Raw genomic sequence first — 25100 nt, 5'->3', positions numbered from 1 at the left:
GCCGCAAGGCGTAGCAGTCGTAAGGCGTAAGTTGTAAGTTTGCCAATTGGAGGTAGCGAATGACTACCAACCACGGCAAGACCTACGACTTACGCCTTTTTTTATGACTTTAGAGTCCCTCCGTAACGACATTGACGCCCTCGATGATCAACTTCTGACGCTGTTGAACAAGCGCATGGAACTGGTGCGCAAAGTGGGTGAGCTCAAACGCTCAACCAACACGGTTATCTACCGGCCTGAACGGGAAAAGCAGATTCTGGATCGGCTGGATGAACAAAATAACGGACTCCTCAACCGACCGGCCATTGAGGCTATTTTCCTGGAAATTTTTGCCGTTTCCCGCAATCTTGAACTGCCCGAGCAGGTAGCTTATCTGGGTCCGGAAGGCAGCTTCACCCACCAGGCGGCCGAAAGCCGGTTTGGAGCGATGAGTGCGTACATTGCTCTGCCAACTATCCGCTCGGTGTTCGAGAGTGTCGAAACGGGTCGGGTCCGGTTTGGGGTGGTACCCATTGAAAATAACCAGGAGGGTGTTGTGGAAGAAGCCATTGATCTGCTGCTCGAAAAAGACCTGCGGATCGCGGCTGAAGTGCAGATACCCGTTCACTTCACGTTTGCTACCAAAGCGGAGAATCTGGCCGATATAACGCACATTTACTCTAAAGACATTGCGTTCCGGCAGTGCAGCCGTTTCCTGAACGATTACTTTGATGAACTAAAGGCCGAACTGGTGCCAGTAGAATCGACATCGAAAGCGGCTAAGTTGGCTAAGCAACAGCCAAACACGGCGGCTATCTGCTCGCACATTGCCGCTAAATTGTTTGACGTGCCGGTTTTGTTCGACAATATTGAAGACAGTGATCTTAACCGGACGCGCTTTCTGATACTAGCGAAAGACTTTGTCAATCAGCCCAGTGGGCACGACAAAACGACATTGATTGCCCGCCTGCCCAATACCCAGTCGCCGGGTGTACTGGCCGATTTCTTGCAGGAGTTCAACGCCCGAAGCATCAACTTGACTAAAATTGAAAGCCGTCCGTTGCGGGATGGGGCTACCTTCCGGTACTGGTTTTTGCTCGAATGCGAAGGCCACGCCAGTGATCCTGATTTACACGAAATCCTGAACCACCATTCCGCCGAAGTAAAACTGCTGGGCAGTTACGTGCGGGTGAGCTAAACAGGGGTCGTTTTTATCAGTTGTATAAAAAAAACAACATAAATGGACACGAACACATCAGCTGAAAACCCGGAAAAACTCGACCGGATCATCGAAGCCCGAATGAAACTTAAACGTCGGTTTGAGGATAAGATGGCTCAGACGCCCTCTATGGCCGATAGCAAGGATGGCCCCGATAAACCACGGGGTTCGGGTCTGCCAAACCGACATGGTATGCCCACCGTGCCTATTGGACAGACCGTTACGACCAAATGGCCCGTACTCGATTTGGGCTACCAACCGAGCATACCACTCGATAAGTGGCAACTGAATATTGATGGTGAGGTCAATCATCCCGTCAGGCTTAAGTGGGATGATTTGATGGCGCTGCCTCAGGTCGAGGACATCAGCGATTTTCACTGCGTGACAACCTGGTCTCGTCTGAACGTCCCCTGGGTAGGCGTTCGTTTTATGGATTTGGCTGCGCTGGTCGATCCAAAAGGCACCGCTACGCACGTAATGTGTTACGGGTACGACGGTTATTCAACGAACGTTGCGCTTGAGGAAGCTCTTAAGCCCGATGTACTCCTGGTCCATACCGCCGACGGAAAACCATTAACACAGGAACATGGTGGTCCGCTCCGCATGATTACGCCCCAACTGTACGCCTGGAAAGGGTCCAAGTGGATCAAGCGCATTGAGTTTTTAAGTAAAAATCAGCTCGGTTTCTGGGAAGAACGCGGTTATTCGGATACCGCTTACCCCTGGCGGAATGATCGATACAGTTAATAATGTAGAGACGCATATTGGCGTCTCCCTCTACGTCAATTACGATTCGATGAACCCGTAACACAGCATATGGCAAATGGTCATCTGGGCGTCTTCTACGCGGCCATAATGCTCATCCTGAATAACAATGGCTTCGTGGGCAAGGGTGGCTAACTGGCCGCCTTTTCCCCCGACCAGCGCGATGGTTGTCAGGTCATTGTCGTTGGCCCATTGAATTGCCTTGACAACGTTGGGTGAGTTGCCGCTTACGCTCAGGGTTAGTACCAGATCGCCGGGGCGGGCGTAATTGTGCAGCTGCTGCATGTACACATCTTCGTAGGCGTAGTCGTTGCCGAGGGCGGTAATCCAGGATATACTTTCGTTGAGCGATAGGCACCGAAAGCGCCGTCCCATTCTATCGGACGCACTTTTGCCAAGGTCAGTAATAAAGTGCGACACATTTGAGGCACTGCCGCCGTTGCCAAACGCAAAAAGCTGCCGATCTTCGGCCCAACATTTCTTTATGAGATTGATGATATGCTCGACCTTGTCGATGGGTATGGCATCGTAGGCTTGTTTCTGCCGGTCGAGGTACTGTCTGAAATAAGTCTGGTTCATAAGAAGAGTAAGGAATCGCAACGTATATTAACTGAACAGCAGAGCGTTACGTCTGGCTCATGGCGAGCGACAACGCGCCCACGGGCACAGCGTCTTCGCCTAATTTGGCCAGTAGCACCACTGGCGGAGGTTGAAATGACTTCATCACAAAACGGGGTAACGTCTGCCGAACGGCTGCCCGGAGGGGCTCGCCAATCAGTGACAAGCCGCCCCCCAGCACAATAGCGTCGGGGTGAAACAGATGCGTCACGTGAGATAAGCCCAGGGCCAGAACAGAACCAATCTGCTCGATCAGCATTCGGGCAACGGGATCGCTCGCTTCGTAGGCCGGGTGTAAAAAGCGGGCTTCTTTCCCGATGCTACCCGACGCGTGCGCTTGCTGAACCGCTATCTTCAAGGCAGAATCGTCGGGCAGTTGTGGAAGAAGATCTCTTATTTGCTGATCTACTGCCCACCCCGACACGGTCTGTTCAATAGTTTGACCCGGCAGTGGTTTTCCATCAGCACTTACGCTGGGGGGTACCAGCCACAAGTGACCAATTTCGGCTTCGCCCGGCATAGCTCCGTGGTACAACATTTTATCGATGACCATACCTCCGCCAACCCCACTACCGAGCGTAACGTAGAATACGCGGTTGAAACCCGTTGCTACTCCCTGCCGGGCTTCGCCAAGTGCGGCCACATTTGCGTCGTTTTCGACTCGTATCCGGGCTTCGGGCAGTAGGTCGGTAAGCCAGCCCGCCAGATTAACATCTGCCCAGCCGCCAATCTGGTGAGAAGTGGCAATCCGCCCCGTTTGCCAGTCGACCGGACCGCCAAAACCAACGCCAACAGCCTGGGGTTGATCGGGTAATTGGCTAATCGTCATGGCAATTTGTGCCCGTATTCCGTCGGCACCCTGCTGTGGATCAACGGCATACCGGAATCGCTGAACAATCTTTCCGTTACTGTCGCCGGTTACTATTTGCAATTTTGTACCGCCAATTTCAATCCCGAGATTCATAAACGAATAGGTTAGGGCTTTCGCAGAACGGGATAAACAGCCGTGACAGTGTGTTTATCCCAGGAAGACAGACAAACAATCGGTTTACTTAGTCAATTACTATTTGTTGCCCCGGCTCATCGTGGCCCGACCCAGATAGATCTCATCGCCTTTCAGCGCGATGGTTGTGTAGAACGAATACCCGTTCTGAACATAGCGCATCATGACCTTATTGGTTTGATTCTGCGGAGCGTAGGCCTTGGTAGCCGCTATCAATATCTGATCGCCGTTTACAATGGCCCTGACAAACGGTGCGTTGTGCGTTTTGAGCTGATTTGCATTGTACTTATACCAGGTCTGGCCACCATCGTACGAACATTCTGTTGCCTCATTGAGGTAAGTCTCCCGCCCGTTGAACAAATCGCCGTGATGCTTGAAGAGACGCCACAGTCCATGAACATAATGTTCATAACAGGTATAATTTCGGTCGTTGCCGACGCCTTTCTGACTTGGATCAGCTGGGGAAGGTTGATCGGGCATCAAATCCGTGTGATCGTCCCAAAATAAGGCCCCGTAAGCACCTGTAAACCAGTAAAAAATGCCCATTCCTTCCGCTATGGCAGGCGGGGCGGCATGTTCAGCTTTGCTACTGTTGGGTAGTTCGCTCTGGGTATTGAACAGCCAGTGCCAGGCGATACGCTTCTTGGGAGACAACTTCATATTGACCTCCTGTTCGCCCAGCAGGGCGGCTAACCAGTGTCGGTCGCCATCGCCGGTATGCCGGATCGAGTAGTCAAAATCAGGGTATACGTAATAGGTGCCCGGCATTTGAAAATCAGCGTAATCACCGAAGGATTTACCGACAATGCCATCGGGCATGCCACGCTGGCGGCTGTTGTTGGTATGGCGGGCAGGCATCGTCCAGAGCCATTCGGGCGTAGCTCTGTAATCTTCGGCTCTCGAATAGCCGACGCTGTTGTGCAGAACGGGCGCAATAGAACCCACCTGCGTTTGCGAGCTGACGTTCTCTTTGATCGTTTTGATCATGTAGGTGTACAAATTGGCCTGCTCCTGCCGATTTCCTACGCTGGTGTTATCGTTTTCAATATCCAGAAAAACAAACCCGTACGTGTTTTTCATGCCGCCGGGCGGGCAGTCGCCAAAATTGAAGCAACCTCCGCTAAGCTCGGATGATGCCTGAAACAGGGTGTTCCGGTTTTGGGGTGCTGGCCTGGCGCCGGGGGCTGCGGGGGCTGTTCGGTAGACTGTCTCGCCCGCTTTCTCGCTATTCTCCGCCCACGCCAGTCCGAAGGCATCTCTAAAATAGCCCCGGTATACGATCCAGGCGCGCTGGCTGAGCTGAAGGGCACTCTTCCAGCTTTTTGCCGGAAAACCGTCTTTCCAGATTTCAACACTAGGCACCATCCGGGTTTGGTCGACGGCTGAAAATCCCCGCCGAAAAATCTTGGTCCGATCCTGCTGGACATGCAGGTTTCGGCCGGCACCGCAAAACGTAATTGTTTTAGTGGCGGGCAGTGTAAAGTCGCTGACGATGTCGAGGCTATAAAATCCTTTGCGTGTGCTGGGCGTTGGGGTAAAGCGCGATCGGGGTGTGGGGACGAGGGTCGCCTGTGCAGGCAATGGACCCTGTAGCCGTACAGCCGCTACCGTATCCGACCTGTCTGATTGCCAGTACCAATAGCCGGTACCCGCTACACTAATTAGTAAACCCAGGGCAAGTACTTTCATAAACGGCTTCAAGATGGTTGGGGTTGTAAGGGGCGGCAAACAAGGTACATCGGACCCGTAAAACTAGGGGCAACCTAAGTCGCCCCATCCTGATTCATCTGTTGTACAATGCGTTATTCCTGATCGATGTACCGCTTCGTGATGGGCTGATACGAGTCAATCCGGCGGTCGCGAAAGTAGGGCCAGGTTGTGCGGTATTTCTCCGAAAGAGCCAGGTCGACCGGTTGAACATGAACGAGTTCCTGGTCATGGGGCGCCAGATAGAGCAGCGAGCCAAATGGATTAGACACAAAGGAACCACCCCAGAATTGCTGATCCGCTTCGCGACCAACCCGGTTCACGGCTACCACGTGTACCCCATTGGCAATGGCGTGGCTCCGCTGAATGGTCTGCCAGGCGTTGTACTGTTCGGTATTCTGCGCGGGATCCGGTTCCGTAGTGTCCCAGCCTATAGCCGTGGGGTAGAACAGAATTTCGGCACCCATCAACGCGGTGATGCGGGCTGCTTCGGGATACCACTGATCCCAGCAGATCAACACACCAATCCGGGCAAATTTCGTATCGAACACTTTATACCCCAGATCGCCGGGAGTAAAATAAAATTTCTCGTAATAACCGGGATCATCCGGAATGTGCATCTTCCGGTATTTGCCCAGATAAGTACCGTCGGCATCCAGCACAGCCGTTGTGTTGTGATACAGGCCCTGCGCCCGTTTCTCGAACAGCGACGCAACAATGACAACGCCTAACTCGCCCGCTACCTGAGCCAGCCGGTCGGTGGTGGGGCCTGGAACGGCCTCGGCCAGACCAAAGTTGTGGTGGTCTTCGACATCGCAGAAGTATAACGATGTAAACAATTCCTGCAGGCAAACGATTTGGGCACCTTTCTGGGCTGCTTCACGAATGCCGCTGATGGCTTTCTGAACATTGGTCTCGACATCTGCCGAGCAACTCATCTGTACTAAACCGATATTGACGTTCTTGGACATGGTACAAAAGTAGGGCGTTATGGACGGATAGCCCCAACTTTCAACAAAAAGGTTATCGGACGGGTTCGGTGGGAAAGTTTTTGGCGCGGAGCTCTATGTTTGTGGTATAGGGTTCGTAGTTTGCGGTAGCCAAACCTCGTTTGACCGACAGACGCGTTAAGCGGAAATCCTGAAACCCAAAGAAACCAATGATGACCTCTCGCAGAACTTTCCTGCACAAAACGGCACTTACCGGCGTAGCCACGGCTCTTTCGCCCAATGCACTTTGGGCTAGCCAAAAGCCCGCTAAAGATAAACTTGGTGTGGCCCTGGTTGGCCTGGGCTACTACAGCACTGATCTGCTGGCGCCAGCGTTGCAGAAAACGAAAAATTGTTACCTCGCCGGTATCGTAACGGGTACGCCTGCCAAAGCCGAAAAGTGGAAAAAGCAGTACAACATCCCCGACAAAAACATTTACTCCTACCAGACCTTCGACCAGATTGCCAACAACCCCGACATCGACGTGGTCTATGTGGTGTTGCCGCCGTCCATGCACGAAGAATACGTTGTTCGGGCCGCTAAGGCAGGTAAACACGTTTGGGTGGAAAAGCCAATGGCTGTTACAGCGAAAGAATGTCAGAATATGATCGACGCCTGCGCGAAAAACAAAGTATCGCTGGCCGTTGGCTATCGGCTTCACCACGAGCCCAATACACAAGAGTACATAAAGGGACTGAGGGATGGTAAAATCGGTAAAATTCAGATGGTCAGCTGCTCGGCGGGTTATCAGGACAACCGGACGGATCACTGGAAGCAGAAGAAAGAAATGGGGGGCGGTGTTATGTACGACATGGGTGTATATGTCCTACAGGGAGCCCGGCTGGCAACGGGTGAGGAGCCTATTGCCGTAACGGCCCAGCAATACACGACCCGGCCTGACATCTATAAAAACGGGCTCGACGAAACGACAATGGCCCAGCTTATTTTTCCGAGTGGCGCGCGGGCGGCCGTTCAGTCCAGCTACGGCATGAATATGAACTTTCTGGATGTAACGGGTAGCAAAGGCACGCTACGGATGGAGCCTTATTCCGCCTACAATGGTCAGAAGGGCGTGTGGAATGGCAATGGTGGTAAAATTGAATACCCGTACGAAGTACCCTGGCAGCAGACCAAACAGATGGATGATGATGCCGAAGCCATCATGAACAAAAAGCCGATGCTGGTTCCGGGTGAAGAAGGGCTGCGTGATATAAAAATCGTAGAGGCCATCTACGAAGCGGCCCGGACGGGCAAACAGGTGAAGATTAGTTGATTAATTTTATGCTCAAACTCAAACTGCTCAGTTAGACAAGTACACTGTTTTGCAAGGATTTGCCTGACATTATGTTTTAGTTGTGTGCTATTGGTGTTTGCGTTGTGGTATATAAAGTCGGGCGGCTCATTTGGTGAGCCGCCCGCTTTTTGTTTATTTCGCTTGTCAACCCCGCGAGCTTATGCAACCCACCGATTTTACCAGCCTTTCTGCCGACCAGCAACTCGACACGCTTTACTTCACGGGCGACATCCTTGCAAACCGCTACGAAGGCGAGAACATATTTCTGCTCTACAACCTGCGCGATTTCTACGTTGAACTCCGCTACGACGCCTATAATAATAACCTGCATCAGGTGACGGCCTTCCGGGATATGAATAAACTGGAGCCTTATCTGCCCTATTTGTCTCTTTAAATCCGGGCTTTCTGGCGTACCAGATTAAGCCATTGCTCCCGTCCTTCGCAAGTCCAGTGGGTGTCACCTTTCAAGTAGGGTGATGTACGGTCAGCCTTGAATACATCGTATATGTCGATCGTTGACACCCGCAGATTAGGGTGTTGCTGGACCCGTTCGATCAGCTGATTGTACGCCCCCCGATTTGGCTCTACAATACTGGCCTTGTTAGGGATCATCGAAAAATACACTTCGTCGAAACCAAGGCGTTTGTAGCGTGCAACCACCGAATTGATACTATCGACCAGCACCGTAATTTCCTTATCGGGTATATGGGTAAACGATGAAATCTTCGTCTTCGTAGTATCGACGTCACTCCGAAGAAACACACTCTTGTGATCTTCTGACAAGCTGACACCCGAACTTTCCCGGTTAAACCAGTTCAGGGTCAGTTTCGCCTTTAACTCCTTGAACCAGAAAGCCCAATCACGACTGAATAAGGCCGATTCGAGCCGTTCTTCCATATCGCTGCGGTGAAACTCGTTGCTTAACCGCTGACGCAGGGGAAGCTTCGGCGTAGGGGATTTGCTGGTATCGGTCTGGACGACAAACTCGTGAATGGGCCGGAAAAAGTGGTCCCGGATATGTCGCTCTACCGATTCAATTAATAACACATTTCGTTTGGTTGAGTCGAGTTGAATCCGTTGCTGGAAATCCCAGGCTACGCGCTGAAAACGGCTTACCCGAAAGTCGGATTGGGTGAGCCGTTCGGGTTCGGAAAAGCTATCACCAATAATATACAGGTGAGTTGAATCGGTATCGCTCGACCGGTTTGCCGACGCGCAAACAGGCTTGGTTTCTTTAAACTGAGGCAGTGCTGAGAGACGGTAGAGGTCGCCGAACCGGTAATCATCCACAACAATACCCGTATCATAAAGTCCGTGCAATACGGTACTCGACAGGCCGCCACTCCAAAGAACCAGGGCAATCAATAAAATGGTATAGCGTAAAACGCGCATGGTTGTAGAAGGGTGGGACGGGCGATAAACGACTGGTCCCAAATATTTTTATCGTAATCGAATACTGAATAGCTGTACCGCCTGCTGGGCACCACTCAAAATGTATAATTCGTTGGTGCGTTCATCGAATTGCAGCGCAACGGGAAAATCGCTTGGAATCGGGCGGTCGTTTAAAATTCGACCGTTCAGGTCATAAAGCATCGTAAAACCACCCGACTTAACGCTAACCAACTCTATACCAGCCCCCAGCCGGTGGTAGCGAATGTTGTTCCGGCCGGATTGCAGGGCGCGCACATCGAACCGACGCTGCCCCTGCTGATCCAGCACGGAAATTTCCGTATCGGTTGTACGCAGAAGCAACCAGTTCGTCTGGTCTTCGTCCGGGAACAGCCTGAAATAACCCCGCCGAACAGGCCGATACAACTGAATTCGGTTGGCAATAAGACCGTTCGTGTTGATCGTTAACAACTGACCTTCGTCGGTAATGGATCGAATCTGCGTTTGTCCGGGCGGCAGAAGAGCCGGGCCAACAAACCGGATTTCAGGCTCCTCTTCATTCGTTCGCTCAATTTTAGCGGGGAAGTGCGGATACTGCGTCCCGTTTTCCCGCCAGTGATTCAGGGTGCCGTCCGCCTGCATAGCGAGTATATCCATACCCGAGGGCGTCACCATTACCTGGAACGGAAGCTGCAACGTGCCTTTGTGGGGAGCCGTCATGAGTCGGACGAAGGTTCGGCGCTGGCGATCGAGCGCGTAAATATGCCCATCTTCGTGAGCGGCCAGCGCCACCATATTCCGTTGCTGACTACCCCGCGGGCGGGCCAGAAAAGAGGGGTCTATGCCTTTCGGTAATGGAATGGCCTGTAGCGCTACCTTTTTACTGATCCGAACCGGGTCGGCCACGTACAGCGTACGATCGGTCATGAAGAGGTATTGCAACCGGCCGTTGTTTAGGAAGTCTACACCCAGTGCATTGCTGCGAATGGGGCCATCGGTGTTGTTTTGTACCAGTTTATCACCATCGGGTGTGACCAGCACAAACTGACCGGCATTGTTCTGGGCGTAAAACTGGGCAGAACTATCGCTCAGGTTACCCGTTACGATGGGTGCTGAAATGAGTGGTGCGTTGAATTCTGTCTTCTTCTGAAGTAAAACTTTGTTGAGCACTGCCCGGCTCGCAGGTCGGGTGTTGCGGCCCAGCACAACGGTAGACTGAATGTTCTCATTGCCATAACTGGCCTGGTAGGCCATGTTTTCCAGGTTAGCCAGGGCGGGCGTACCAGTTGCCGGATCTACCTTGTCGAGCAAATTCTGCCAACCCAGCGGCCAACTGGCAAGCACACTCGCTTGGCCGCGATTTAGCCGGGCAAACGCCGTAAAATTGGCCGGGCGCAGGGTTGAGTTCAGTAACTCGGCCTGCCGGGCATCCGCCGTCCAGACGGCTCCGCGCTGTACCTGTTGCAGGTAGTCCTGCAAGGCATCTTCGCTGTTGGCTACGATCAGGGAGGTACCATGTTGGGTAATCCAGCTTTGGGAGAAACCCGAAAACAAACTACTAAAGAGTGACGCGGGTAATTCCGGAATATTTAATAACAAAATCTTGTGCCCCAAATAGCTCTTTGGGTCTGTAGCCATCTTGGCCCCTGACCGGTAGGCTACCTGCTGATAGGCATTTGCCAGCTTTTTGCCATCCAGGGCGGTCAGAATTAATACCTGACGCAAGGCACCCGTTGGCGATTCCAGACGACACAGCATAATGTCTGGTCCCAATGACTGATACAACGGCTTAGTTTCGGGCGCAATCTGCTTGAACCGATCCCGCAGAAAGCCGCTGGAGGCCGAGCCCAACAGATTACTGAGTGACTTCCCAAACTGAGAAGCATCACTGATACCAATGTGGTACAAGGTAGCCGTTGTTTGGGGAATCAGGTTGGCGTACTGGATGCGCCGGGGCGCTTGATTCGCGAATAAAGCCGCTACGTCGCGCCGGTTGCCGATCTGGTCGACTGCGTAACCAATCAGGTGAGAGCGCGAAGCAGATTGCCGAAACTGAAGATTCAGTTCTTCCGGCAGAAAGAGCCTTATCAGGGAGCCTACGTTGCTAAAGAGTGACTGAAGTACTTCGGGCCGTATGGAGAGCCCCGCCAGATGGTCCTCATCGACCTGGAAGTCTGGCTCGGCAGCGGTCAACTTGAGCGACTGGTGCATCCGTTTGGCTACGTTCTCAATCAGGATACCCGATACACTGCCCACTAAAAAGCCATCGGTCAGAATGAACGAGCCAACGGGTTCATTGCCCCTGGCTACCAAATCAAGGATTTTCTCGCCCGCAAACGTGTGATTGAGTACCCGGTACTGTCGGGGATCCGGATTTGTGAGCCGGTTCAGAAATGGCTGATCCTGAGCCGATATGGGAACGTAAAAAATGAAATCGAGTGTCGTCTTGGAGATGGAGTGCAGCGAGTAACGAATGTTTCGGCCAGAAACAAACTTGAGCACAGTAGCCGTGTCGGCGGTTGCGTAAAGGAAACGGTCGAGTTTCTGTCGGGCTTCGTCAAAGACCGGCAGTTGCCGGAGCGAAAGCTGGGTACGCAGGACGCGTGCCGAAACCGTATCCTGAAGCCGGTCGCTGGCCAGCACCAGCAGAGCACCGGGCGGCACCAGAGAGCCAACAGTCCGACCTGCCGGAAAAAACTGTCGGTACCCCAGCCAGCCGCCAATCAGCAGCACGAGGGTACCAACAGCAATCCAGAGACTTCGTTTCATTTAGTACGGAAGATGAGTGGTAGGTCGCCTTACGATTTTCGGTTAACTGGCGCAACGGATTCCGTGCATCGGCCAACTGAGAATCAACGGTAAACGACGGCAATGTGTCTAGGCCGTTACAGGCTCTGGCTTTTTCAGTGCTTTCACTTTGCTGCTCAACTCAAGCCGAAACTGGGCCAGCTCTTTAAAACTTTGAATGCAGACTTTGAGCAGTTTCCATTTCAGAATAGAAACCGTACCCGTCAGGCGCTCCTTGTGCGTAATGGGAATATCGAAGGTGTTATGCCCCGCTTTTTTGGCCATTACAGCCAGAAAAATATTGGGCGCGAAAGGCGTTGGATTAGGTAATTGAGCCAGCAGCTTACGCAGGAATGTACCCCGAATGAGCCGGAACGGAATATTGCTGTCCATAATATACGTTCCGTAAATAAACGCAATGCTCAGCCGAAGAATACGCGTAATAATTAACCGGGCCGGGGCGTCGTACCGTTCTTCCCGATAGCCAAGAATAAACGGCGACTCGTTCCGTCTGGCCCATAATTTACCAAAATCATCGGTAATGAACTGGTCGTCACTATCGGTCTGGAAAACGTATTCAGAATCCAGCGCCACCGCCTGCCGATACCCGTTCACGACCCCATTCCCATGCCCACCATTAGGCTGATGGACGACCATTAATTTAGGGTAACGGTCTTTTATCTGATCCAGGATAGCCCCTGTTTTATCGCGCGAACCGTCATTCACAACAATCAGGCGGGTGTTTTCGGTAGGAAATTGGCGGGTCAACAAATCAGTCCACTGCTTGACAACAGCTTCAATAACTTCTTCTTCGTTGTAAGCCGGCATTACAATTGACAGCAGGAGACTCATACTTGCTTGAATAGTGAAAACGGATTAATGCACAATAGGGCAGATGTTGGGTAAACTGAAAACGAGTTGATAATTCTCTTTTGTTTAAACGCGTGGTGGCTCGTAATCTGGCTTGTACATTTACTAACTATTTGCAAATATATAAAATTGTTACGGGCGAAATGAGCTAAGTAGACTGTACGTTAGTGAGTGGTCTGACCGGAAATGGTGATTAACGGGTTCCGGTTTGATGGCGCATCAATAAGAATACCGATCCTTCAGATCATTTATTGGCTTTTCAATCAAATACCAGGAGAGTGTTGCCAGGATAATGGTAAGGGCTAAATAAAAGGAAAACGGGAAGAAGTACGAACTGTTCAGGAAGGGCATCAGGTCCGATAAACGGCGCCAGGCCCGTATGGTAAAATGCGTTGGTTGTGTATGAAAAACGTTGAAGATGAAGTTATGGAACAAATATAAACCGTAACTGATACGGCCCATATACTGGCTAACGGGGTGTTCGAGCAACCATTTCATGGGGCCTTTGAAGCCGATGATACCATGGCCAATCAGAAAGAAACCAATCAACGACGCAAAAAGTCGCTCCCATACCTCCGATACAATGTTGTGATAACCCCTTGGCGAATCAATTGAGATCCAGTGGTTGAGGTAAACAATAGCGGCAAAAACGAGAATGCTGAGCCAGACCCCGGCCGACGGCGTGAAAAGCCGGACGAGCCAGTCGCGTTTGTACAGCCAGCCGTAAGCCATAAGGGCGCCTAAACCAAACGAATCCAGGCAGGTAGGGGTCGACACGTATTCGATAAACCAAGGTAGCCGGAGCCGATACAGCACGTACCTTAGTGCCACGCTGCCAACGATCATCAGAATAGCCGTTGCGGGTAAAAACCGGCGGGGAACAAAGAAGAGCAACAGCGGAAAAATAAGGTACACCTGCTCCTCAACGGCCAGCGACCATAAATGATCGACTGTACCCATCCAGGTCTGGTTGATGGCGATGTAAATGTTCGTGCCGTAGAGGGCCAGCCAGCCAATGGTCCGACGGATGGGTGGTTCGTTGATCAGGTAGAGAACAAACAGGGTGATGTAGTAGATGGGAAAAATGCGAAGCGTCCGACGGATGTAGAACGTTTTGAGGTACTTTCCCAGGCCGCCCTGCGGCAGGCTGCTTAGTTTATCTTTGCTCGATAGTAGAATACGGGTGATCAGGAAACCGCTTAATACGAAAAAAATCGTAACACCCAGGGCACCCAATGGTAATCCGTCGACCCGGCCCACCATCCAGTGGTCGAATAAAACCATACCAACGGCCAGAAACCGGATGCCGTCCAACTGCCGAAAGTGGTTCAGCGCCGGGCGGGCGGTTGTCGTTGTCGGTATGGAGGACTGACTGGACGAATCGGGCGAATGACTTTGCTTATGAACCAACGGATAGTTTGATTAACGGATAACGAAGTTGACTTCCAGAACCTACCAGTTTTTGGCTTCTACAGTTTTTGGTGGACCGGAGGATACGATAGTTTGGTTTGTCGGCCGAAGTTCGTACGTGTTCGCGCTGGAAACAATCAGCACAAATAGTTGGTACGCACCTGCGGCCATTTCTGCCGAGTAAATAGCACTGTCGAAGCCATTGGTAAACAAGTAGCCCGGCCTGAAACGGGCTTTTACCATTGACTGTTGCCGTTGCCAGACCGGAAACAAATACGTTCGCTTGGGCGAACGGGCCAGCAGATAAGCACTGGCGTCTCCGAGTCCCTGGGCGGGGAACGTCTCATTTTTTACCGAGTAACCGCCCTGTATTTTACCGATGTTTACGGCAAGTGGTGCCTGTTGGGCTGGTCCGTATATGACGGGCAACGCATTGTCGTAAAAGGCGGGAGTAGGCGGGGTATACCGCTGCGAAACGGAATCGGACGAAAAGGTGGCATCGTTTGATGAATGCGTCCAGTTGAATTGATTCGTGGTTAGCCAGTGTCGCCACCAGATCGTTTCGTTCAGAAACGAAAAATAAGAAAGTACGGCTAAAAGTACGCTACTCGTTAACCCACCCAAAAGCCACCAGCGCCGGGCGGGTTTTGGCAGCATGGCCACGCCGTACAGGTAGAGAAGCGCTAGCCCCGTAAGCGAATACATTTTGTAACGGCTGGTAATCAATAAATCAACCCCGGCTCCCGTGCGCGCCCAGGCGACAATGGCCGAGGTGCCCAGAATAAATGCGGTACAACTCCAGAAGAAAACCGTAACTGACGAAAGCGTAGGGGCCGATTTATGACTAGTTTTCTTTGAGGTCAGTAGCCAACCAAACAGGTCGCCCAGCGCCAGCCGGTTCACAAGAAGACTCCAGCCTACGATAGCTGCGAAAATCAAAACCATCATTCCTCCGAGCAGGATGCAGATTCGGAGCGGGGGATTAATGGGCAATGCCTCCGCAGCCGCCCCGATGACGGCAAACCAGCCCTTACCCAGTTCCAGTACCCCCGGCCTTACGTACTTGACGCCGTCCGGTTTTTCGAAGCCGGTGAAGTAAAGAGCTACGATGACGGCGGCACCCGCTAACCAACCGATTATAGGCCCAAACTGTACACGATTGTTTTTATCTGCATAAGCCGGTAGCCGTAACAATAGAATCAGAAACCCCAGGGGCCACACCATCAGGCCGTTACCGCTCGTGATGGTGGCCAGCATACCCGCCACAAAAGCAAGTCGCCAGTTGGTAGTGTAACTCAAGAAGTAAAAAGCCGCGATCACCCACAGAACAACCGAGAAGTTCTGCAGAGCGGCCATCCCCCAGAACATATTTTCCCACTGCGACAGGTTGAAGAGAAGCCAGGCAACAGGTGCAGCATAGAGCAACGATTGGCCGGACAAATCGGGCCGGGAACGACGAAGTGCCGCCGTGAAAATTAATAGCAAGCCTACCAGACTCAAATTCCCCACCAGCATCAGGTGGACGTAGTTCAATCGACTAAATAGTTGATAGTCAAGTAGCGAAACAAGCCGGTCGAAAACGATCCGGTGCTCGTTGTGTTGCCTGAAGAGCTGGTAAAGTTTGCCCGTTAAGGTTGATTCCTGGTCGAAATTGAACAGGAAGTTCCGTAAGGCGTGATCATCCCATTTGGGAACATTGACTGCATATGCCTGCCAGGTCAACCCAAACAACAGAACGGGTAAAACAAGCAACGCCCAGCCCAACCCCGGCAGCCAACGTCGGGTTGTCGACGGCTGACCGGAGCGATGTGTGTTGTTCGTTGCTGGTTGTTCTGTGGTCACGATTAATACCGGTATTTGGTGCCTTCAAAGTCAAAAATCGTAATGCGCTTCCCCGAATTGCCCTTCACCAGAATGATGCGGTCGGTCTGGGTGGTATCCATGCGTTGGTAATACGTCGCGTCTTTTGGCAGATACAAGTTCGTGTATTGTGCGTCAATAATCGAGTGGCGGGTATAGGTATTTTCAACTTCATCGCGGGGAGCCGTTCGGGCGGATGGGTAAAGAACGGTATCGCCCGGAGCATACAGTTCCTTTATCCGATCGGCTGCTGTATTGTATGGATTTGCGATCCGGTAGCGGCCATAATAGGTGTATTTGGGAGCCTGGTCTTCATAAATCCGATACAGCAGTTCGACCAGGTAATAGCTCTGAACCAGCAGAACCGCTACCAGTGTCAGCCGCAGGTAAGTGGGTTGCCGGAACACCTGGCGAATGATCAGGCCAACTAAAATAACGCTGTAGGGAAACGAAAAGCCGGAATACCGTTGCATCAGGCCGTACGTATGATCGTTGCGGAACGCGATGGCAATAACAAACAGGGTCGGGAATGTGCTCAGCAAAACGAGGAAAAAGACCAGCCGCCGATCAGCCTGATTGGTGTATCCGACAGCCGCCTGATAAAGCATGTAGTAGAAGATGGGCGTAGCCGCTGCAGCCAGCAGCCGGAGCGACGGAATGCTATAAAGCGCAAAGCCAGCCACCAGCAACACCGGAACTGCAATGCTTACCCAGGTCGGAACGGTGCGCCCCCGGCCAAACCGATGGATGATAAAAACGGCTATGCAGCCGAGCGAAAAGGCAACAATCAGGTTGCGAAAGGCCAGCGTTTCGGAAGAAAGCCCGTTGGAGAACATCATCAGATCGGACCAGAGTGGAATCGACTTCTTGACAACGTTAGGAATCGTGGCGGGCAGAATAATATTGAAACCGTTGTTGTAGGGGTTCGAATAGGCAAGCCCCCGGTAAAGCTGGGCCTGATAAGCCAATGTCTGGAGCGTATACTTACCCCCCCCGAAAACAAACCACGGGAGAATCAGGCTGACCGTGCCGCCGATAACGCTGAGTCCTAAACCGATATAGGTCTTCAGATTGCGATTGAACAGGAACAGGTAGATGCCGTGGCACATAAATACCGTAACGGCCAGATAATGACCCAGTACCGCCAGCGCAAAGCATAACCCGTAACCGACATACATCCCGATGGGCGTTTTCCCTTCGGCGCGTCGGTCGAGGATGCGCAGGAAAAGATACGTGCCCAGCATGGTGATGAAAATGGTCATGCAATAATTGCGGGCCATGTGGCTATAGGCAATAAAAAACGGCTCAATGGCCGACAGAAAGGCGCAAAGGAGAGCCAGTGACTCCGACCGAAAGTAACGCTTCGTTAATAAATAGGTCAGGCCGACGATGAGGGTACTGAAAATGATGGAAGGCATCCGGATGGACAGGTCGCTCATGCCGAAAAGCTGAACCCACGCCCAGAGCAGCGCATAGTGCGAGGCACTATTGCCTATATCATTCTGAATAATGGCCCTGATGTAGTCGTGGAGGTGTTTTTCTTTCCAGAACTCCTTCGGGGTAAAGTAGATCTTGCCGGGTGTGAAGAATACATCATGCTGGTTGAAACCCTCCAGCGAAACCCCGGCAATGTTGATCAGGGTAAACTTTTCATCCAGATAAAGACCATGCACACTGGACTTGTAAAGCCGAAGACCAAGGGCAAGAACTAAAATCAGAACAAGCAGTAAGCGGGGAGAACTTAGCTGGGCAAATAAACCGGAACGACTGTCGTTCATCATGCGGTCAGTAGTGAGTGAATGCGGCATTTGGGCGCAAAGGTAAGTCACTACCCGCTGGTTTTACAATTTCAGGATCGTGAATTCTACCCGTCGGTTCAGTTTACGCTTCTCTTCCGTGCCGTTGCTGGCTATGGGTTTGCTTGGTCCCCAGGCTTTTGTCTGGATACGAACGGGGGTAACCCCCTTACTCAGCAAGTACTCCTTCACAACCCGTACCCGGTCTTCAGCAAGCTTCATGTTCGGCTCCCAGTCACCCTGATTATCAGTATGTCCCTCAATGAGCAGTTCCATTTCCGGGTATTTCGCCAGCATATCAACTACCCGGTCCAGCTCCGCATCGGCACCGGGCAGCAGCGCAAACTGGCTCTGCTCGAAGAGTACTTCCCGCATCGTTATTTTCTGGCCCGTTTCAATCTTAACCAGCAGAATACTCTTTTTGATGTCGCGGAAGCGCTTGTCTTTGCTCAGGTCAATAGTTTCGGTAGTGGGAAAGTAACCTTCATGGCTGGCGGTGAGGGTGTAGGCTTTCTGAGTAGGGAGAATAAGCTTGAACTCTCCGGATTCCGGGTTGTAGTCTACTTTTTCCAGCCCTTTTCGCTCACCCACAATGTTCGACACAATTTGTGATGCAACGGGTTTCCTGCTTTTCGAGTCAAGTACAGTTCCAGTAATGATCGCGACCGGGTCGGGTTTGATCGCCGGATACAGTTTAAGCCGAAAGATGTCGTCTTCGCCCAGTGAACCATCCCTGGAACTTAGGTAAGCATAATCGCCCGAGGCCGGAATGGTAAAATAACCATCCCATTCATCCGTATTCACGCTTGGCCCAAGGTTTTCGGGTTCACTCCAGTTACTCCAGGAGTCGTCTAACCGGCGGGAAACAAAAATATCGCCGTTGCCCAAACCAGGATGACCACCCGACGTAAAATACATGGTTCGGCCATCGGCAGCCAGAAAAGGCGAGCTTTCAAAATCAGCCGTATTGACAACACCCCCCAACGACACCGGTTCTGACCAGGTTGTATCCGTCTTTTTTAGGGAGACATAGAGATCGCGGTCACCACGGGTGTCTTTTCGCTGAACGGCCAGAATAATGGCCCGCCCATCAGGTGCTACACAAAATTCCAGTTGATTTTTCTCGTGCAGGTTATAGTTGTTGGCAATTCGGCACTCGACGGGTTGCGACCAGCCCGTTTTGGTGCGCGTCGATTTAGAGATACCGAAGACCATACCCCCATTGGGGCGGTACACGTTGATGAGATAAGCCGTTCGCCCATCGGCCGACATACCGCTAATGGCATTGTCGCCCGTGTTATTGATGGGGGAACCGATGTTGACGGCCTCGCTCCAGCCAGCGGGGTTACCGCCCACGCCCGACTCCAGTGTTGAATACCAGACATCCTGCCGGTCCGATGCGCCAAGGTTCGCTTTATTAAAGTTCCGGGTGAAGTAGAGCGTCCGTCCGTCGGGCGAGATAACCGGAGCCACCTCCTGTCCCACAGAGTTGATCGCTTTACCGAGGTTTTCTTTCTTAATGTCTTTCGGTGTGTCTTTCGATACAACAAGGCTCACCGTGATGGGTTTTATGTCCTCCGACATACCGATACCATCAATTTGATTGAGCCCTTTCAGAGCAGCTCCGTTAATCACCACTTTGACCTGCTGGCATACCAATGTCGAATCGTTAAGGAAAATACGCAGCAGCGGATCTGCTCGGGGTTGGGTGCTCGCGGCTTCGTAGACAATGTGCTCAACGCCTTTTTCGTCGATGGCGATCACTTTCACCACGGACCCTGGGTTTACATTTTCGGCGACAACAATTTGCCGGGCCCGCATGGGTTTGGCAAAGCCGACCTGAATCCACTCATCGGCAGTACCATCAACATAAAATGGTGCCCAGGCGCACGGGCTCGGCCCTGTATCAGGTAGCTTGTTGGGGCGTCCCAACGCCTGAATGGCTTTGTATTGCTCGCCGTAATTTTCCCCTCTTTTCTCCGAAGATACCCCAACGACCCGACTCGCCCACTGTACGGAACTGGCTGTTTGCCGCTGGAATGCTGTCGGACTCTCTGATGTTTTTGTCTCCGTTCCAGCCGGGCTGCGTTCAGTCGAACCGCGTCCGGTGGAACGCAGCCCGGCTGAACGCAGCCCGGTTTGTTGTGCAAGCCCCGTAAAGGAAATAAGCAAAAGACTGCTCAAGAAAAGGTTACGTTGCGAAGGCATAAAAAAGCGCTCTATAAGCTCTAATATAAGCAGCAAATTCTATTGAAAAAAGACGTACCCCAAGGCGAATGCGCCAGGCAACCGGGGTGTACTTTGCGTTGTACCGACTAATTTGTCATCACCCGATATTCCCAGGGTTTCAGCGTTACAACCATTTCCGGCTTCAGTTCAACGGGCTGATGGCTGAACACATCCGTATACGTACCGGTGTAACCATCACCGCCCAACTGTACGGTTTGCGGTTTATCGCCCAGGTTTAGCACCACCGTAACGCGATCATTGTCGCGATGCCGATAGAATGCATATACCTTGTCGTCATGATCGGTCGGAATTTTCACCAACTTACCGCCCGCCAGTCCATTCCAAAGTGCCCGGTTGCGGTGCTTGAGTGTCAGTAGGGTCTTGAAAAAATCGCTCTTGGCGTACGTACCCCATACAATGGTATCTTTCTCGAAAAAGGCCAGCCGTTTATTCAGGTTGGCTTCCATGCCGTTGTACACCAGCGGCATACCTTCCAGCGTACTGCACAACACAAAAAAAGCATCGGCGGATGGGCCAAACGACTCCGCCAGCGTACCGTTGTGCGAATTTTCGTCGTGGTTCTGCGTAAACAGCATCTGGTAATACCACTTCGGAAAACGCTTTTGATTGGCTTCGCGCAGGGAGTCGATCTTATCTGCCGTACGCGCCCCTTTGGCAACCGCTTTCATCATAGTGTGCATGCTCCAGCCGTAGTTCATGTTGAAGCAGTTTTTAAACTGATCGGGCTCATCTTCCCACTCCGATAACATAAATACGGTTTTGATTTTGTCTAACTGGGGGCGTACCTGAGCCCAGAAGTCGTTCGGAACAAAGCCCGCTACATCACAGCGGTAGCCATCAATACCACATTCCTTAATCCAGTATTGCATCGCATCAATCATTCCTTTGCGCATCTCCGGATTGTCGTAGTTCAAATCCGCAACATCGGTCCAGTCTGTCGCCTTACCGGTTTTTGGGTCTACAGGCGTCGTCATTTTGCCACCAATTTTCGTATACCAATCCGGGTGCTGTGTTACCCAGGTATGATCCCATCCGGTATGATTGGGTACCCAGTCCAGAATGACCCGCAGGCCAAGTACGTGTGCCCGGTTCACCAGCGACTTGAAGTCATCCAGGGTGCCATAGTCGGGGTTTACGCGCTTAAAATCGGCAACGGCATACGGACTGCCCAGTGTGCCTTTTTTGTTTTTCTGGCTGATGGGGTAAATCGGCATCAGCCACAGAATATCCACGCCCAGTTCTTTCAGGCGGGGTAACTGGGCTTCAATGGCTTTAAAGTTTCCTTCGCGGGAGAACTGGCGCGTATTAACTTCGTAAATGGTCGCATTTTGGGCCCAATCGGGGGCGGGTGGAGCCCCAAGCGCTGTGGTATCAGTATCTGAACTTTCTTCTTGGCTTGATTCAGTATTGCGGCAGGCGGTTGTCAGCAACAACGCACTGAGCAAGACGGTCAGGTACGATTTTTTCATGGAATTGATTCCAGTCAATTAGATTAGGCGTTACGGAAAGTGATTAGGCTACCAGCAGCTGGCGGCTGTTCTTTAGTTGATGAATGGTGTCCAGAGGGTCTTTGGCGCCAAAAATGGAATTACCAGCAACCAGCATATCGGTGCCGGCCCGTAGCAAGGCATCTGCGTTGGATAGACTAACACCGCCGTCGACTTCAATGAGGGCGGGGCATTGGCTGGTTACCAGCAGTTGTTTTAGGTCGGCAATTTTCCGAAGGGTATGAGGGATGAATGACTGGCCCCCGAAACCCGGATTAACAGACATGATCAAAATGACATCAATCTGGTCGAGCACATCGACCAGGCCACTGATGGGCGTGTGCGGATTGAGCGCAACGCCCGCTTTGCAGCCCAATTCCCGAATGCGGCTCAGGGTTCGGTGCAGATGGGGACAGGCTTCGTAGTGAACGTGAATGACGGAAGCTCCGCCGTCCGCAAACGCGTCGAGGTAACGGTCCGGGTCTGTAATCATTAGATGCACGTCGATGGGCTTCGTACAATGGTTGCGAACAGCCTCAAGAAGTGGAAACCCAAACGAGATGTTAGGCACGAATACGCCGTCCATAACATCAAAATGAAGATAATCAGCCTCACTTCGGTTAACCAGTTCCAGATCGCGTTGAAGATTGGCAAAGTCGGCCGCAAGCAACGAAGGAGCAATGAGAGGCTGTGTCATAGACTGTAAAGAAATCACCGTCAGGGATTAGGCAACTGTTGTGGTCTGGCCAATGACGGAAACGATTCACGACAAAAGCACGGCCAGCAGCAAGCTGTTTTTTTTATCCCGTAAAAGTACCTTTTTTTGGATGAACGAAGAAACAAAACCAATGTTGCCCATTTAGAATTATGGACAGTCGATAGGGAATAAGTAATAGATGACGTATGTCTTGTGCGGCAGACTAACCTGGATGTTGCCTTAGCAGCAGCCACTTATACTATACGACGAACTCTTTTACTTTTCATTAAGCCTATGAATCCCCAGGAACGCATTGCCGAACTGACAAATACCCTGAATTACTACAATCATCAATACTATCAGCATAGTGTTTCGGAAGTGGATGATTTCACCTTTGATAAACTTTTGGCCGAGTTAACTTCTCTGGAAACGCAATACCCTGATTTTCGTCAACCCGATTCGCCAACGGCCCGTGTAGGGGGCACCATCAGCAAGGAATTTAAGACAGTGTACCACCGGTTTCCGATGCTTTCCCTGGGTAATACTTACTCAGAAGAAGAACTTGTTGAGTTCGATAAACGGGTTCAGAAAGGCTTAAACGGACAACCCTACGAGTACATCTGTGAATTAAAATTCGACGGTGTTGCGCTGAGCATGACTTATGAGAATGGCGTACTGGTGCAGGGCGCAACGAGGGGCGACGGGGTTCGGGGGGATGACATTACGAACAACATCCGGACCATTCGCACGGTGCCGCTGCGGATTCATAAGACCGATGTTCCGCCATTATTCGAAGTTCGGGGCGAGGGCTTTATGCCGCTGGCCGAATTCGAACGGATTAACAAAGAGCGGGAAGATATTGGGGAGGCTTTACTGGCCAACCCGCGCAATGCCGCATCCGGAACGTTTAAACAGCAGGATTCGACGGCGGTTGCCAAACGGCGTCTGGATTGCTTTTTGTACTCATTTCTGTCGGACGTTGACGTTTTTCACACCCACGAAGAAAGCCTGGTTGCGCTGAACGAATGGGGCTTCAACGTTTCTCAAACCTGGCGTAAGTGCGCGGATATTCGGGAGGTGATGCTGTATGTTAACGAGTGGGACACAAAGCGCTTCGAACTGCCGCTCAATACCGACGGCATCGTTATTAAAGTAAACCGCTACGATCAGCAACGGGATCTGGGGTATACGGCTAAAAGTCCGCGCTGGGCGATTGCCTTTAAATACAAAGCCCTGGCTGCCAGCACAACCTTGAATGGAATTCAATACCAGGTTGGTCGAACCGGGGCCGTAACACCCGTTGCCCTGCTGACGCCCGTGTTGTTGGCTGGCACCATTGTTAAACGGGCTTCTCTTCACAATTCAAACGAAATTGAGCGGCTGGGAGTCCAGCTCTACGATACCGTTTTTGTGGAAAAAGGGGGGGAGATCATTCCAAAAATTACGGGTGTTGATTTGACTCGTCGTACTGAACAAAGCCAACCCATTATTTACCCAACAACCTGCCCCGCCTGTGGAACCCCCCTGGTTCGGAAGGAAGGCGAAGCGCATTTTTATTGTCCCAATGAGCGAGGATGCCCACCCCAGCGGCAGGCCCGGTTCGAGCATTTCATTCAGCGCCGAGCCATGAACATTGAGAGCCTGGGCGAAGGTAAAATTGAGCTGCTCATTGATCGGGGGCTGGTCCAAACCCCAGCCGATTTGTATAAGCTGACGGCAAACGACTTACTGGGTATTGAAAAAATATTTCTGGATGAGGAAACGGGCAAAAAGCGGATTGTCAGCTTTCGGGAAAAAACGGTCGAAAACATCCTGACGGCTATTGAACGCTCCAGGGCCCAGCCGTTGCCCAACGTTTTGTTTGCGCTGGGCATACGGTACGTGGGCAATACCACCGCCGAAAAACTGACGGATTATTTCGGGTCGATGGATGCCATCATGAACGCCAGTCCGGAAGCACTGCTGGCCGTACCCGATACCGGCCCGCGCATTGCCGAGAGCGTTGTGGCCTGGTTTGCTGATCCGGATAACCGCGAGTATGTGGAAAACCTCCGGGTCGCCGGCCTGCAATTTGTTGGCGAGAAAAAAGTGGTGGAGCAGGAGGGCGATTCGCTCACGGGGAAAACGTTTCTGTACACGGGTACCTTCGAAAATTTCAGCCGCGAAGAACTCGAATCCCGCATCGAAGCCAACGGGGGCCGGCTGCTGAGCGGAATTTCCAAGAAGCTGAACTATCTGATCGTGGGCGAAAGTGCAGGGCCATCCAAGGTCGAAAAAGCCCGGAAATTGAACGTGCCCATGATTGGCGAAGATGAGTTTATGGCCATGCTGAACGTGTAAATGGGATTGGTACTGAATTCGTTACCTTTGCAAACAGACAACCCCACCGAACTATGGAAGCCACGACCAACTTTGATGATATACGTCAGATTCTTCAGGAAATAGCCCTAACTCAGAAAGAACTATCCCAGAGTCAAAAGGAAACAGACCGGATAACCAAGCAAAATGCCAAACTCATTGGTGATATCGGTAACAAATTTGGCAGCTTTACCGAAGGCATGGCTTTCCCGTCGATGGAAAAGGTACTGCGTAAGCAGTTCGGGATGACGACGATCACGACCAATTACAAAACAGAGTACGGTCCGGATACATTAGAAATCGATGTGTTGGGGATGGCCAACGGTGAGGTAAATACGGTTGTGCTGGTGGAAGTGAAAAGCCACCTCAAAGATCGGGACATTGACCAACTGCTGAAGAGTCTTGATCGTTTCCGGCGGTTTCACCCGGAGTATGCGCATAAAAAACTGTTTGGTATTCTGGCCTGTGTACAAGGGGCCAAAGAGGTTAGGGATAAGGCCATGGCCTCTGGTTTGTATGTAGCATCCATCCACGACGAGGTATTCGAGTTGAAAACACCCGCTTACTTCGTGCCCAGAGATTTCTCGTTGACAATGACGGCGTAAACGCGTGACTCCAGCC

Annotated in this window: 19 protein-coding genes; 6 read left to right on the top strand and 13 right to left on the bottom strand. The window is 51.7% G+C overall.

Annotation, left to right across the window (positions count from 1 at the left end; genetic code table 11):
- Nucleotides 1–103 precede the first annotated feature (103 nt).
- The gene (gene pheA / locus ACYU87_RS04625) at nucleotides 104–1177 is read left to right on the top strand and encodes a prephenate dehydratase (protein ID WP_461132846.1); all 1074 of its coding nucleotides are present in this window, start codon (nucleotides 104–106) and stop codon (nucleotides 1175–1177) included.
- 42 nt (nucleotides 1178–1219) lie between these two features.
- On the top strand, nucleotides 1220–1945 hold the full coding sequence (locus ACYU87_RS04620; RefSeq protein ID WP_461132845.1) for a molybdopterin-dependent oxidoreductase: 726 nt from the start codon (nucleotides 1220–1222) through the stop codon (nucleotides 1943–1945).
- Between the two features lie 39 nt (nucleotides 1946–1984).
- On the opposite strand, the gene ACYU87_RS04615 is transcribed toward ACYU87_RS04620, so the two are convergent.
- The 4 genes from ACYU87_RS04615 to ACYU87_RS04600 all read right to left on the bottom strand — a co-directional run bounded on the left by ACYU87_RS04615 (nucleotide 1985) and on the right by ACYU87_RS04600 (nucleotide 6262).
- Nucleotides 1985–2542, bottom strand: coding sequence for a D-sedoheptulose-7-phosphate isomerase (locus tag ACYU87_RS04615; RefSeq protein WP_461132844.1), 558 nt, complete (start codon nucleotides 2540–2542; stop codon nucleotides 1985–1987).
- Nucleotides 2543–2588: 46 nt separating this feature from the next.
- Nucleotides 2589–3545: an ROK family protein gene (locus ACYU87_RS04610; RefSeq protein WP_461132843.1), complete on the bottom strand. Its 957-nt coding sequence runs from the start codon at nucleotides 3543–3545 to the stop codon at nucleotides 2589–2591.
- A gap of 99 nt (nucleotides 3546–3644) precedes the next feature.
- A complete protein-coding gene (locus tag ACYU87_RS04605) occupies nucleotides 3645–5273 on the bottom strand; it encodes a hypothetical protein (RefSeq protein WP_461132842.1) in 1629 nt (542 codons plus the stop codon).
- A gap of 113 nt (nucleotides 5274–5386) precedes the next feature.
- Complete coding sequence (locus tag ACYU87_RS04600; RefSeq protein WP_461132841.1) at nucleotides 5387–6262, bottom strand: carbon-nitrogen hydrolase; 876 nt, start codon at nucleotides 6260–6262, stop codon at nucleotides 5387–5389.
- Nucleotides 6263–6453: 191 nt separating this feature from the next.
- Here ACYU87_RS04600 and ACYU87_RS04595 point away from each other — a divergent pair, with 191 nt between their 5' ends.
- Together ACYU87_RS04595 and ACYU87_RS04590 are read left to right on the top strand one after the other, a co-directional pair.
- Nucleotides 6454–7554 (top strand): Gfo/Idh/MocA family protein, encoded by a 1101-nt coding sequence (locus tag ACYU87_RS04595; protein ID WP_461133631.1) that lies wholly within the window; start codon nucleotides 6454–6456, stop codon nucleotides 7552–7554.
- A 181-nt stretch (nucleotides 7555–7735) separates the two neighbouring features.
- Entirely contained in the window at nucleotides 7736–7969 is a 234-nt protein-coding gene (locus ACYU87_RS04590; protein WP_461132840.1) for a hypothetical protein, read from the top strand.
- Here ACYU87_RS04590 and ACYU87_RS04585 read toward each other — a convergent pair.
- From ACYU87_RS04585 to rpe, 9 genes are all read right to left on the bottom strand, one after another.
- Nucleotides 7966–8967, bottom strand: coding sequence for a hypothetical protein (locus ACYU87_RS04585; RefSeq protein WP_461132839.1), 1002 nt, complete (start codon nucleotides 8965–8967; stop codon nucleotides 7966–7968). The two genes, ACYU87_RS04590 and ACYU87_RS04585, sit on opposite strands and share 4 nt — an antisense overlap.
- A gap of 48 nt (nucleotides 8968–9015) precedes the next feature.
- Nucleotides 9016–11733: a hypothetical protein gene (locus ACYU87_RS04580; protein WP_461132838.1), complete on the bottom strand. Its 2718-nt coding sequence runs from the start codon at nucleotides 11731–11733 to the stop codon at nucleotides 9016–9018.
- A 108-nt stretch (nucleotides 11734–11841) separates the two neighbouring features.
- The gene (locus ACYU87_RS04575) at nucleotides 11842–12603 is read right to left on the bottom strand and encodes a glycosyltransferase family 2 protein (protein ID WP_461132837.1); all 762 of its coding nucleotides are present in this window, start codon (nucleotides 12601–12603) and stop codon (nucleotides 11842–11844) included.
- A 237-nt stretch (nucleotides 12604–12840) separates the two neighbouring features.
- The gene (locus ACYU87_RS04570; RefSeq protein ID WP_461132836.1) at nucleotides 12841–14031 is read right to left on the bottom strand and encodes an acyltransferase family protein; all 1191 of its coding nucleotides are present in this window, start codon (nucleotides 14029–14031) and stop codon (nucleotides 12841–12843) included.
- A 42-nt stretch (nucleotides 14032–14073) separates the two neighbouring features.
- Nucleotides 14074–15873, bottom strand: coding sequence for a hypothetical protein (locus tag ACYU87_RS04565; RefSeq protein WP_461132835.1), 1800 nt, complete (start codon nucleotides 15871–15873; stop codon nucleotides 14074–14076).
- A 2-nt stretch (nucleotides 15874–15875) separates the two neighbouring features.
- Complete coding sequence (locus ACYU87_RS04560) at nucleotides 15876–17699, bottom strand: glycosyltransferase family 39 protein (protein ID WP_461132834.1); 1824 nt, start codon at nucleotides 17697–17699, stop codon at nucleotides 15876–15878.
- Between the two features lie 33 nt (nucleotides 17700–17732).
- Nucleotides 17733–19895 (bottom strand): OmpA family protein, encoded by a 2163-nt coding sequence (locus tag ACYU87_RS04555; protein WP_461132833.1) that lies wholly within the window; start codon nucleotides 19893–19895, stop codon nucleotides 17733–17735.
- Nucleotides 19896–20002: 107 nt separating this feature from the next.
- Nucleotides 20003–21406 (bottom strand): alpha-amylase family glycosyl hydrolase, encoded by a 1404-nt coding sequence (locus tag ACYU87_RS04550; protein WP_461132832.1) that lies wholly within the window; start codon nucleotides 21404–21406, stop codon nucleotides 20003–20005.
- A gap of 43 nt (nucleotides 21407–21449) precedes the next feature.
- On the bottom strand, nucleotides 21450–22121 hold the full coding sequence (rpe, locus tag ACYU87_RS04545; RefSeq protein ID WP_461132831.1) for a ribulose-phosphate 3-epimerase: 672 nt from the start codon (nucleotides 22119–22121) through the stop codon (nucleotides 21450–21452).
- Nucleotides 22122–22415: 294 nt separating this feature from the next.
- On the opposite strand from rpe, the gene ligA reads away from it, so the two are divergent.
- Both ligA and ACYU87_RS04535 read left to right on the top strand, forming a co-directional pair.
- The gene (gene ligA, locus ACYU87_RS04540; RefSeq protein ID WP_461132830.1) at nucleotides 22416–24461 is read left to right on the top strand and encodes an NAD-dependent DNA ligase LigA; all 2046 of its coding nucleotides are present in this window, start codon (nucleotides 22416–22418) and stop codon (nucleotides 24459–24461) included.
- Nucleotides 24462–24514: 53 nt separating this feature from the next.
- Nucleotides 24515–25084, top strand: coding sequence for a hypothetical protein (locus ACYU87_RS04535; protein WP_461132829.1), 570 nt, complete (start codon nucleotides 24515–24517; stop codon nucleotides 25082–25084).
- Nucleotides 25085–25100: the final 16 nt, after the last annotated feature.

Source organism: Spirosoma lituiforme, assembly GCF_054776635.1.
The sequence above is the reverse complement of the archived record's forward strand: the minus strand, read 5'-3'. Positions and strand labels throughout refer to the sequence as shown.